Annotated in this window: 11 protein-coding genes; 6 read left to right on the top strand and 5 right to left on the bottom strand. The window is 63.0% G+C overall.

Annotated features, from left to right (window positions below):
- The 5 genes from KVS69_RS16990 to KVS69_RS16970 all read right to left on the bottom strand — a co-directional run.
- Nucleotides 1-984: metallophosphoesterase (locus tag KVS69_RS16990; RefSeq protein ID WP_217539089.1), on the bottom strand; the 984-nt coding region annotated here is incomplete at its 3' end.
- A 245-nt stretch (nt 985-1229) separates the two neighbouring features.
- Nucleotides 1230-1547: a glycine zipper 2TM domain-containing protein gene (locus KVS69_RS16985; RefSeq protein ID WP_237334345.1), complete on the bottom strand. Its 318-nt coding sequence runs from the start codon at nt 1545-1547 to the stop codon at nt 1230-1232.
- A 176-nt stretch (nt 1548-1723) separates the two neighbouring features.
- Nucleotides 1724-2698, bottom strand: a complete 975-nt coding sequence (locus KVS69_RS16980) for a DUF1684 domain-containing protein (RefSeq protein WP_217539087.1) — start codon at nt 2696-2698, stop codon at nt 1724-1726.
- Nucleotides 2699-2703: 5 nt separating this feature from the next.
- Nucleotides 2704-5691, bottom strand: a complete 2988-nt coding sequence (locus KVS69_RS16975; protein WP_217539085.1) for a TonB-dependent receptor — start codon at nt 5689-5691, stop codon at nt 2704-2706.
- On the bottom strand, nt 5672-6859 hold the full coding sequence (locus KVS69_RS16970; RefSeq protein WP_217539083.1) for an OsmC family protein: 1188 nt from the start codon (nt 6857-6859) through the stop codon (nt 5672-5674). Before KVS69_RS16970 ends, KVS69_RS16975 begins: the two co-directional genes overlap by 20 nt.
- Before the next feature lie 173 nt (nt 6860-7032).
- Here KVS69_RS16970 and KVS69_RS16965 point away from each other — a divergent pair, with 173 nt between their 5' ends.
- The 6 genes from KVS69_RS16965 to KVS69_RS16940 all read left to right on the top strand — a co-directional run.
- Nucleotides 7033-7437 (top strand): barstar family protein, encoded by a 405-nt coding sequence (locus KVS69_RS16965; RefSeq protein WP_217539082.1) that lies wholly within the window; start codon nt 7033-7035, stop codon nt 7435-7437.
- 557 nt (nt 7438-7994) lie between these two features.
- Complete coding sequence (locus KVS69_RS16960) at nt 7995-8255, top strand: hypothetical protein (RefSeq protein WP_217539080.1); 261 nt, start codon at nt 7995-7997, stop codon at nt 8253-8255.
- A 237-nt stretch (nt 8256-8492) separates the two neighbouring features.
- Nucleotides 8493-10061 carry a recombinase family protein gene (locus KVS69_RS16955; protein ID WP_345776822.1) on the top strand — a complete coding sequence of 523 codons (1569 nt, stop codon included), beginning with the start codon at nt 8493-8495 and terminating at the stop codon, nt 10059-10061.
- Nucleotides 10058-10975: a ParB/RepB/Spo0J family partition protein gene (locus tag KVS69_RS16950; protein WP_217539075.1), complete on the top strand. Its 918-nt coding sequence runs from the start codon at nt 10058-10060 to the stop codon at nt 10973-10975. Before KVS69_RS16955 ends, KVS69_RS16950 begins: the two co-directional genes overlap by 4 nt.
- Nucleotides 10972-11868, top strand: coding sequence for a plasmid partitioning protein RepB C-terminal domain-containing protein (locus KVS69_RS16945; protein WP_217539074.1), 897 nt, complete (start codon nt 10972-10974; stop codon nt 11866-11868). Before KVS69_RS16950 ends, KVS69_RS16945 begins: the two co-directional genes overlap by 4 nt.
- Nucleotides 11869-11995: 127 nt before the next feature.
- Nucleotides 11996-12212 (top strand): hypothetical protein (locus KVS69_RS16940; RefSeq protein WP_217539072.1); only part of this gene is annotated, 217 nt, incomplete at its 3' end.

Here is a 12212-nt window from a genome sequence, read left to right as displayed (position 1 = left end):
GAACAACCCGCCGGCGTAATCCATCTCCACGACCAGGTAGGTTTCATTGAACAGGGCTCCGCTCTGGAACACGGGAACCGACCCAAAGTTCCCCGACGTACCAGGAGCAAAACCCAGATCATTGTGGTAGTGGCCGGCAAACGCCGCCTGTACTCCATAGGACTGGATGAGGTGCTTGAAGCGCGCGGTATCGCCGCTGGGCCACGCGCTGCGTTTGTGCAGGTTGAGGAAAACATGCTTGTTGTCTTGTCGGGCCTTGCGCAACGCGCCTTCAAGCCAGCGTAACGAGCTGGTGATCCTGAACTTGATCTTGGGATCCAAGGGAAGACCGGTGCCGGATTCAAACTCACGCTCATAGAAGGGAGAGTCATTCAACTGGATCAGTGCCACCGAACCCACGTACACCATGTACGAATAGCTGCCCTCATGTACGGGCTTGGCATAGTGATAGTCCTCGGTTACCGGCCCTATCTCGTCCACCCAGTGAATGTGATCGCAGATGGCGTCGCGCGCGCAGCCGTTGTTGGCGCAATCATCGACATTGTTGCCGTAGTCGTGGTTGCCCAGGCCGGGCAGGATCAAGGCCTCTCCCGATCCGCCGGCGAGCTGCGGAAACAGGCCTTGGACGAAGGCGCGCTGGTCGCCATGGGCGTGCTCGGTGATGTCGCCATTCACCACCAGCGGCACCGGTCCGCTGACGCGCCGCCGGTAGTCGGCGATGTCGGCCACCACCTTGCGCAAGGCGGCCGCAGCGCCTGCTGGGTCATGAGGGTTGTCCAGCGTGCGTGGATACTGGCTGTCCGAGGCGAAGATCATCGCCTTGGGCGAGCTGGTATTCCATCCGGGCGACATGTACCCGCTGTAGTTCGCCGTGTTCGTTCGGTCACAGCCTTCCCGATAGCCTTGCGGCATTGAGTCGGCGTACGCAAGGCATGGGAGCGCCAGCAGGGCAGCGCAGCAGAGGAACCAAGGCGGAATGCGCATAGGAAGGACTCCCCAACGAGCGTATACCCCAGCCAGCACTTGCGAAGCGCCGGCCGACGGGAATACCGCCCTTGATCAAACCCCCCGATTTGCGGGTGAAAAAATGCACCCGGCGGCGTTCAGCGCTCGTGAAGGCCCCTGCGTGCTCGTTCCCCTCCATCCGTCCGCGCTGACACGCGGACATGGAAAAGGGCTGGCACTTGGCCAGCCCTTGGGGTGATGCTGACGCCTACACTTCTCCCGCGTCAGCGGCGATAGCACTGGCGCTCCACCACGCGGTCGCCGTTCTTGCTCTGTGAGTTGCCCTGGATCTGGCGACCGGCCGCGCCGCCGGCTACCGCACCCGCCACGGTGGCGATCTTCTTGCCGCTGCCGCCGCCCACCTGGTTGCCCAGCAGGCCACCGACCACCGCACCGGTGGCGGTACCAGCAATGCGGTTCGGGTCGCGGCTGTTGCGCTGCACTTCGACGTTCTTGCAGACCACCTTGGTGCCATCGTTGAAGCGGCGCCCTTCATCCTTCGGCCCGTAGGTCTGGGCGCTGGCGCTGAACACCGATGCCATCAGGGCGGCTGCACACAGCACGTTTCGGGTAGAGAGATTCATGGTTGGCTCCTCGCTTCATGACGTAGCGCCAGTGTCTGCGCGGTGCCGGGAACCCCTTGTGAAAAGCCGTGGATGTAGCGTCAACGCCGCACGGGCTGTTCAGCCGGCAGCCATTGCCGCATCGTCGGGGAGGATCAGTGATTTCCCCCCGCATACTTCTTCTCCCCGGCCAGCACTGCCAGCCGCGTGCGTTCGCCGTTGCCATCCTGCAGCGCCAGGCGGTTTTCCGGCGGCGGCAGCGGGCACGTGGCGAATTCCGTATACGCGCAGGGCGGGTTGTGCGCGCGGTTGAAGTCCACCACCACCGTGCCGTCTGCCGCGACCGGGTCGGTGCGCAGGTAGCGCCCCACTCCGTAGGTGAGCCTGCCCGTGGTCTGGTCCTGGAACATCAGGTTCAAGCCCTTGGCCGGATCGCCCAACGCTTCCAGCCGCCACTCATGCCCCTCCTTCTCGAACACCACATAGCCCGGGTTGGGATTGTCGGCGACCTCGCCGAGCACGTTGACGATGGGAAGCGTCCTGCCGGCCGGGTGCGGAACGAATCGCGCCTGCACGCGCCAGGCTTCATCGGCGGGGAAGAAATCCAGGCCTGCGAAGTCCCGCCGTGCCGGCGCGTCCGCATGCCGCACGCGCAGGGCAAGGCGCTGACCGCGCTTGATCGCGGTGATCTGGCCCCTGCCTTCGTCATAGGCCAGCTTGGTTCCACCGCCTGCCCCCTCTGGATCCAGGCGGACTTCGCCCTGTACCGGCTTGCCGTCAACCGTAATGGGAACGCCCTCGGCGACCTGGAAGTACAGGCCGTCGGCGCGCTGCTCCACCTCGCCCAGTCGATCCGGCGCGATGGACAGGCGGATCGCATTGTCCGCGCCCCCACCCACGCTGCGCTTGCCGGCTTCGATCCAGTGCAGTCCGATCAGGCTGGTCCAGCCATCCGGCTTGCTCAGGTCCGCACTGCGTTCACGGACCCACTGCGTGTGCTGGTCCTGGAAATCCAGCGCCGCGGCTGCGGCTGCGGATGCGGATGGCACCCCTGTGGCCCGGTCCTGCGGACTGCACGCGGTTGCGAGCAGGGTGACCACGAACAGCGAAACGACTGCATGCGTCTTCATGATGTTCACCAGTTCTTCGCAATACCGAGGTGGAGGTAGCGTCCATAGGATTCGTGGAGCGCGCTCAGGTAGTTGCCGGTGGCGCTCAGCGGCGGCTCTTTGTCGAACAGGTTTCGCGCCCCCACTTCCACTGCGGTGCCACTCAACCGCCCTCGGGTGAACTCCTTCTTTACCGACAGCGCCCAGCGTTGCGTGGAGCCGACCACGAACGGCGTGCGGTCGGCGTAAGCGCCGGCGGTCACGCTGTCGATGTAGTCATCGCGCAGGCGTACCGTCCAGTCCTGCAGGTTCCAGATCAAGGTGGCACTGGCCCGCCATTCCGGCTTCGCGCCGTTGATGCCCACTTCGTTGGCCGCCCCCAGGTCGGGGACCAGGATGTCCAGCTGCCCGCTGGCGATGGCCGCAGCCACCTGCTGAATCTCGGCTGGTTTCTGTTGGGTGTACTCCTTGAGCTGGCTTGCACTGATCAGCAGCGAGAAGTTGCCCCACGACGTTTCGGGCAGGCGCCAGCCGACGTTGTAGTCCACGCCCGACGCGGTGAGCGGCCGGCGATTCTGGTAGCGGTTGTAGATGTGCGTCACCACGCCAGCCGGCGCCAGGCCGGAGCCTTCGAACTGCGCGATATCCTCCGCCGTCACCGCCGCCCGCACCACGTTCGGGTTGCTGCTGCCTTCCACCACGCGCAGGTACGCGTCGTACAGCAGCTCCTCACCCATGGTGCTGATGGGGTTCTCCACCTTCACCCGCCACGCATCCACGCTCAGGCTGACAGCCCCCAGCCCTTCGGGAAGGAACTGCGGCTCGAACACCACGCCCCACGAGGATTGGCGTGTGGTTTCCGGTTCGACGTCGTCGCCGTACGACGTCACGGAACTTACCGACGGCTTCACCGACGAACCGCTGCTGAAGGCATTCAAGCAGGCGGTGTAATCGGGCTGCGCGCCCTTGGTGACCAGCGCATGGCAGCGGACCGCGTCGTTGTTGAAGCCAAAGCCATAGGTCGGCGGGGAGTTCACCAGCTCCAGTCCCGGTGCACGGAAGCCGCCGCTTACCGAGCCACGCAGCAGCAGGCTGTCCACCACCTTCCACGCCGCCGCCAGTTTCGGCTTGCCGACCTTGCCGGCGTCGCTGTAATCCTCCCAACGGCCGGCAAGCTGCAGGTCCAGCGACTGCACCAGCGGGATGCCCTGTGCCGGGGACACCAGCGGCACCGCGAATTCGATCAGCGCCGATTTGACGTTGCGGCTGCCGCGCACATCCGGGCGCGGGCTGTGGGTGAAGAAATTACTGGCCGCGACCGTACCGGTATACCAGTCGGTGTAGGGGTTGCTGCCATCGATGTTTTCATCGCGGTCATCCCGGCGGCTTTCATACCGGTACTCCACCCCCGCTGCCATGCCGATGTCGCCCGCATACCAGGTCAGCAGGTCGGAGCGGTTCACCTTGAAGTCCCACAGCGCCAGTTCCGTGGTGCCTTCGCGGGTCGCCTCGCCGATGAATGACGAGGTGTCGTACGGCGTGGCATCGCCCACCCGGATGCTGGCGGGGTCGCCGCCGCTGAAGGGGTTGTAGGCACTGGCGTCGGTGCGGTTCACCGCTTCGATGAAGGCATCGGTCAGCCCGCCCTGCTGCGTATCGGTACTGCGCGCGCGTGAGTACAGCAACGCGGTTTCCCAGTTCCAGCCGCCCTCGGTCCAGCCACGCACGCCCAGCAGTACCCGCGACTGGTCGTTGTCCACCTTCACCCGGCGGATGTCCGAATCGGCGAACTGGTAGTTGAGCAGACGTATCGCATCGGCACCACGCAGTGCTTGGGGAACCCAGTACGCATCCGGGCGGATATGCAGCAGGAAGCCATCACCGCCAAAGCCCGACTCGCTGCTCACCCAGGATTCGGAAGTGGCACGGTAATAGCCCAGCTCACCGAACAGCTGCACGCTGTCATTGACGTCGAAGCGTCCCGTGGCAAACACGTTGCCCTTGCGGATGGCCGGTGACGTGGTGATGCCCGGCTCGGCCGCCGAATCGTAGTGATAGCGCGTGGGCACCGTGCCGGAGGTCAGCGCGCCAGTGGTGGGATTGACGTACCAGCTGCCGGTGCGCCGGCTGCCGGTATAGGTATCGAAATGCCCCCACGGCGTTCGGGTGCTGAACCCGGTGGTCCCGTTCGGGTCCGGCACGCTGGTGCCGTCGCCCAGCGGGCGGCGGCCGTCGGTGGCGGTGAACCAGGCATCGGAATTGAGCTGCGAGGTCCGGCTGGAGAAGCCATAGAGCACCGATAGGTTCCCGCGCCCTTCGCTGAAATCGCTGCCGAAGTACCCGTCCAGCGATACCTCCTCGCGGTGCCCATCGGCCACCTTGCCGTAGTTCAGGCGAACGCCGCCGCCATCTGCCAGGTTGCTCGGCATCACCAGGTCGACTACGCCGGCCACGGCATCGGAACCGTAGATGGAGGCCGCGCCATCCAGCAGCAGGTTGACCCGTTCCAGCCCGAAGACCGGAATGGCGTTGGCGTTGTAGGTGGTGTCATCGCCGCTGTTGCTGATCGGGTGCTGCACGGTGCGGCGGCCATTGACCAGCAGCAGCGTGTACTTCGAGCCCAGGTTGCGCAGGTTGATGGAGCCCACGTCACCGCGTGCGACGTTGGAGTTCCTGCCAGCGTTGGTGGTGCCTTTCTCCGTAATGGCCACGTCGCCAAACTGCGGCAGGCTGCGGAACAGCTCGTTGCCGTTGGTGGCAAGGGTGGCATCGATCTGCTCGCGATCCACGGCGACCACCGGCAATGCCGCCTGCGCGCCGCCGCCGGCAATCTGCGAGCCGAGTACGGAGACCTTGTCCAGCGTGCGCGCGTTGGAACCCTGTGAAGGCGATCCTGTCGCAGCTGCTTCTTCAGCCGCCTCTGCGGGCTCGACGGCCTCCGCTGCTCCGGTCGGGGCAAGCAGCGTGCACAGGGCAAGCGCCAGATGACTGCGCTTAGCGCGTAGCGTCCGCATATGCGCCTCGCACGATGCTGCCTTCCAGCTTCTGCTCGTCCTTCACCAGGTTGTACAGCGGGCACGTTGCCTCGACCGACTGGCGCAGCGCATCGATCTCCTGTTCCGACGCCGGCGATTCAATCCGCACCTTGTAACGGATGTCGCTGTACCGCGCCGGCGAACGCACGTTGCTGCCGAAGCGCGGGCTTACCTGGCCATCCACGGTCAGCTCCAGCGAATCCAGCAGCACGTTGCGCGAGGCCGCCTGCACTTCGAAGATGTGGGTCAGGCAGGTACCGGTCACGCCGAGCAGGTGTTCTTCCACCGTCGGGGCAAGGCCATACCCGAGCAGGCCGGGGGCGCTGTCGTGCAGCTGCTGGTGGTAACCGTCCTTGCCCAGGAACACCCGGCGCAGGCCGGTACGTGGCTCGACATGGGCGCGGGCGACCAGGGTTTCCGGCTCGGCCGGCTTGGCCTTGGCGGCGCCCGGCTTCTGTCGCGCCAGCACCGCCGGGCGCTTCTCCTCGGTGATGAAGTCGCGCAGGCCCGGCGGCAACTTCGGATCGCGCTCGGCCGCGCTGTGGATGTACTCCACATCGGCATGGCTGACCTGTTGCGGACGGGTAACCAGGTCGATGGCCGAGGAGTTCTCATGCACCGCGCGCTTGAGCGCCTGCAGCTGGGCGTCGGTGGCCGGTGAATCGATGTAGGCCACATAGGACAGGTTGTTGGGGTAGGCCAGCGTCTCGCTCTTGCGCTCGGGAATGCTGGTGAACACGACGTCCAGGCCATCCAGCGGCACGCCCTGCACGGCCGCCTGCACGACGTACTCATCGGCCACCGAGCTGGCCAGCGTGCCGACCAGCGAATCCCAGGAGCCGGCGCCGAGGTTGTAGCCGGCGTAGTTGCGGCCGCTGTCGCTGATGTACTGGAACTCGCCGGTCGGCCCGATGCGCAGGCGACGTACGCCGGAGCGGCTTTCGGCGGTGACTTTGGCGTGGATCGCGGTGGGCGTACCGGGTTTGGCCGACTGGTCCTGGATGGCCTCGCGCTTGGCCGCCAGGTAAGTGCGCAGCGGCGAGGACTGGTCCTCGGCCGAGGAAACCAGCGGGGCCAGCAGCAGCATGGCGGACAATGCGGTGGTGCCGATTACCTTGAACGGCGTCGTGCAGCGTGCGATGGACATGGGAGAACGGCCTCCGGAGTGGTTCGTGAATAGAAGTCCACTCTTTCATGTCGCATCGCCGCATTTAAATAACCGTTGGCAATTCCCATATACATGCCCGACGCCGCCGCGATTCGACGGATGGGATGCCACTGCTAGAGTCGGGTTGACCAGATACAGAGGGACAGGACTGAATGACCACCACCGATCCACTGGTACTGGTGCTGCAAGGCAGCGCGGTAAATGACATCCCAAGCTTCTATGCCGAGATCAACCGGGTCTTCATGGCCGGCGAAGATTGGCAGCTCGGGCACAGCCTGGATGCACTGGATGACATGCTGTACGGCGGCTATGGGGTGCTGGCCGGACACGAAGGCGCGACATTGATCTGGCGGGACATCGAACATTCCCGCAACGCGCTCGGCGAGGGAGCCACCCGCGCGTGGCTGCAGACGAAGCTGGATGCAGAAGCCAGTTTCAACGTACGCGCGATCACCGCTCAGCTCGAGGCCCTCGATGCCGGCGAAGGCAAGACCTACTTCCAGATCGTCATGGAGATCTTCGCGGCCCATCCCCGCATCCTGCTGGCCGATCGCTGAGCCTCGCTGGCCGAAGGGCCCCGATGGGTAGGGTCGATTCCCGAACGACCGCACGTAGACGAGAAACGCCCGGTGGCGCATGGGGCGCAAACGGAAGCGTCTCTCGGTTCGAAGGTCATGCGTTACCGGCCGCGGTCACACTATCGGCAGTCGTCTTGCGACCGACCCTACCATTCAGTCGGCTAACCGTTTAGGTCGGCGCAACCTCCAATTCGGCAGAGGCGGCAGCCGCAGGTGCGACCCTCCCCTACAATGTGGAGTCCGGCCTGCCCAAGGCCCCGCCACCGATGGACCCCGCGTGACCCAGAAGCCCGCTGAACACACCCCGCTGATGAAGCAGATAGGGTGCAGCTAGATCATATGCAGGCAAAGCCTTGTGCAGCAATGCCTCTAACGGTCAAGGCACGTAGGCAACGTCTAATTCGCAACATTGCCGCAACACGTATTCCAGCGGCGAATGACCGGCGCAATGGGCTAATTGAACTCCAGGATCGAAGCCGTTTCCCTCCTTGCGTTACGCTGGCTATGCCAACGACAAGGCCCGCGAGGAGGGCACAATGGAACTTATCGAGGACCCGACGTTCTTGAGCCTGTTCGCACAAGTCCAAGTGATGGACGCGGTTCTGATGGCGTCGCTTAAGTCACATCCTCGCCCGACCGAGCTGCTTGAGCACATCGAACAGAACATCGCTCTCGTTCGCTCGGTGAGCGCGCTACGAACTGCGGATGGTCCGATTGGCAAGCTTGCGGACGAGAAAATGGCACCCCAAGCGGACGGCTGGCTGAGCTACGCACGCAACGTGCTGGCCACGGGTTGAGCGCGAGCAAGCGCTGCCCCAAGGTGGCTCTGTGGGCGCAGGAGGGCTCTTCAGGTGAGGCTATCAGGCCTGCTGATAATAGCTGAGGTGAGGCTGGAATCCACAACCATATAGAGCTGCATTCAGTTGCAGCCTCACGAACATGATCTGCTTCAGGCCCAACGTCAGACCGTCACGTGATGGTCAAGGCATCGGCCTAGCGTCAGGTGGATGTATCGGCCTGACTGAGACGTTTCTGTGTCCCCGGATAAGAACACGGAAGTAAGCAAAGCACAGAACGGGGCCAGAGGCCTTCGCGCAGCGCAATACGTGCGCATGTCGACGGAGCACCAGCGCTACTCGACTGAGAACCAGGCTTCGGCCATCGCCGAATACGCCAAGGCGCACGGGATCGAGATCGTCCGAACCTACGAGGACGCTGGCAAGAGCGGCTTGACCCTAAAGGGGCGACCCGGACTTCAACGCCTGCTCACCGACGTCCAAGGGCCCGGCCGGGATTTTGAGCTCATCTTGGTCTACGACGTGAGCCGTTGGGGTAGGTTTCCTGATCCGGATGAAGCTGCGAGCTACGTCCACGCATGCAAAAAGCGGGGCGTAGCCATCGTCTACTGCGCGGAGCCCTTCCAGAACGACGGTTCCCTGCCCTCCGCCATCATGATCGGCCTTAAACGGGGCATGGCGGCCGAATACAGCCGAGAGCTGTCGGTGAAGGTCTTCCGCGGTGCCTGCACGATAGTCCAACACGGCTATCGTCAGGGTGGGACAGCCGGTTACGGCCTGAGGCGCCAACTGCTGGACGAACAGCGCCAACCCAAAGGGCTCCTGGCCCGGGGGCAGCATAAGAGTATCCAGACCGACCGGGTCGTGCTTGTGCCTGGCCCCCTGGACGAGCTCTCTGTCGTCCGACGCATCTACGAGCTGTTCCTCAATGGCAACCCGGAGCGAGTCATCGCGGCCATCCTCAACCGAGAGAATGTTGCCACGGAGACCGGTAGGCCTTGGTCGCGCGGGGTCGTCCACCAGATCCTGACCAACGAGAAATACATCGGGAACAATGTCTACAACCGGACTTCTTTCAAGCTGAAAGCCCAGCATGTGAAGAACCCACCGGAGGAATGGGTGCGAAAAGCTGAAGCCTTCCCAGCCCTCGTTCCGACCGAGCAGTTTTTCCAGGTCCGGCAGATCATCGCCCAGCGCTCCTCGCACTACGAAGACGACCAGCTCTTAGGAATGCTTCGACAGCTGCTGGCCAAGCACGGGGCACTGTCTGGGTTGATGATCGACGAAGAAGAAGCCCTTCCCTCCAGCTCGGCGTTTCGCTCCCGCTTCGGCAGTCTTTTGCGCGCCTACAGGCTTGTTGGCTATACGCCCGCCAGGGACTACGCCTACCTAGAGATCAATCGTGCTCTACGGGCAATGCACCCAACCATCGTTGCGAACATGAGCCGGCAGATCGAAGCGGCTGGCGGCCACGTGCAGCCTCACGGCAATACCGGCCTGCTGCTGGTCAACGGCGAGTTCACTGCATCACTCGTAGTGGCCCCATGCAAGCCAACCCGCGCAGGCTCAATGCGCTGGCGGATGAGGTTCGAGAACGGCCTCCAGCCCGACGTAACCCTCGTCGCCCGACTGTGCGCTGATAACCGAGTCCCTTACGACTACTACGTCTTCCCTTCCTTGGATTTTAGTCAGTCCGAGCTGCCGAAGCTGGACAGCAACGGGCTGTGGCTGGACCTGTATCGCACGGACGACCTCCACAACTTCTATCACTTGGCCGGCCGAGCGCCGCTGAAGGAGAGCGCATGAAGAAGTCCCCGCCGTCCAATCACTCGACTTCATCGCAAGTTGAGATGCTGGAAGTCGACGATATCGCAATCTCGAACCCACGCGCCCGCAACGATCGTGCCCACAAGGCTATCGTTCGGAGCATCGAGCAGATTGGCCTTAAGCGCCCAATCACCGTCCGCCAGACGCCAGACAGCCCAACTGGTCAACCCTATGCGCTGGTTTGCGGTCAGGGACGCATGGAAGCTTGCCGACTTCTGGGGCATCGGCAAATCCCGGCCTTCGTCATCGAAGTGGATGAAAGCACGGCGCACGTCATGAGCATCGTGGAGAACGTCGCCCGAAGGACCCCCCGTGCCGCTGAAACGTTAGAACATGTGCGCCTGCTCCGGGAGCGCGGCTATTCGGATTCTCAGGTCGCTGAGAAGTTGGGGTGCTCGCCGTCCTGGGTCAACAATGTGACCACGCTACTGCAGAAAGGAGAGAAGCGCTTGCTCGCTGCTGCCGAAGCCGGACACATACCCCTGCACTTGGCTGTAGGCATCGCTCGAGCGACCGATGTTGAGACTCAGAAGCTTCTTCAAGACGCCTATGAGAAAGGTGACCTCCGGGGGAAGCAGATTTTCCGCATTCGCCAGATCTTGGAACACCGGAGCCGGAGCGGCAAGCAGGCAAAAAATGACTTTGTGAAGGGCGCTTCGCGAAAGCCCATGGGTCGCGAGGAGCTTGCCAAACTCTATAAGCGCGACGTTGAGGCCCACCAACGCATCCAGATGAAGTCCGAATATGTGCAGCAATCCTTGCTGGTTGCCCGGCAAGTGTTCAAGGAGCTATATGCCGACGAGGAGTTCGTCGCGCTTCTTCAAGCGCAGAAGCTGACGACGGTGCCCCGCCCTCTCGCGGACCTCGTCCCTGAAAAGGGAGCCCGCCGATGAGCGCCAAAGGACCAGGGTTACGACTAGCGTTTGAGAAGAACTGCGTTGACGTGGATCTCTCCTTACTCATAGCGGCCGTCGCGTTACCTGCCGGCGCCAAGGCCTCTGTGAAGTATCGCCAAATCGTAAAATCCATCGAGACCATCGGCATCGTTGAGCCGATCATCGTTACCTTGGACCGTGATCAACCCGGCCGCTTTCTTGTCCTGGATGGTCATATGCGGCTAGAGGCGCTCAGAGATCTGGGCGTTACGAAGGCGCTGTGCCTCATCTCCACGGACGACGAGGGCTACACCTACAACAAGCGGGTCAATAGCCTGTCGGTGATCCAGGCGCACAAGATGATCCTGAAAGCCGCCGAGGGCGGGGTATCGGTTGCCCAGCTCGCCGAGGCCTTGGACTTGTCAGTCAACACCATCCGGGCCAAGTTCAGGCTCCTCGACGGCATTTGCCCTGAAGCCATCGTCCTGTTGGCGGAGAAGCCGGCAACCTCGGGGATGTTCAACGTGCTTAAACAGATGAAGCCGATGCGGCAGATCGATGCGGCGCAAACCATGGTGAATCTCAACACCTACTCGACTCGACTGGCAGTAGCCCTCCTACGCAACAGCTCCCCGGACCAGCTGGTCCCGGAAGCCGCCCAAAGAAAGACAGATGCCACACCGAGCGAGGCACTGAAGCGCCTGGAACAGGAGCTGGCTGCATTGCAGGCCGATACCGAGACGCTACAGGAGGGATTTGGCCCGGCAAGCCTCCAACTGGAAATCATCAAAACCCACGTGGGAAGTGCCTTGCTTAACAACCCGGCCGTCGTTCGCTGGCTGGCCAAGCGACGGCCCGATCACCTCCAGCAGTTGCAAAAACTGTCTGAAATCAAGCAATTGCCAGGCTAAATATTCGGCACTGGGTGGCTTGGGTCGGCATCGAGGCTCCAGCCACCCGATGTTGAGGCAGGCGTCTCGAGGCTTGCCAGAGGCTCCATCGAAGAGCAAAGTCCTCCTATCCAACAGGGGATGGGCAATGGATAGCTCAGAATTTGTCGTCGACAGCGCTGTTTACACCTTTGAAGAGGTGATCCGGGCGGCCCATCGGCTTTCCGGTGCCTGCCATATCGAAGTGGTCCGCCGTCCCAATGAACACGCGGTGTTGGTCAGCGCAGTACCAGGCATGGCAGTGCCGGTGGATGCCCGGACCCGGTTCTTTACTGACCTGGCCGACGAGAAGCTGCGATCCCTTA

Origin of the sequence: Stenotrophomonas sp. GbtcB23, assembly GCF_019091045.1 — a bacterium.
Taxonomy (GTDB): Bacteria; Pseudomonadota; Gammaproteobacteria; order Xanthomonadales; family Xanthomonadaceae; genus Stenotrophomonas; species Stenotrophomonas rhizophila_A.
Note: the sequence above shows the minus strand (reverse complement) of the source record. Positions and strands in the feature narration are given on the sequence as shown.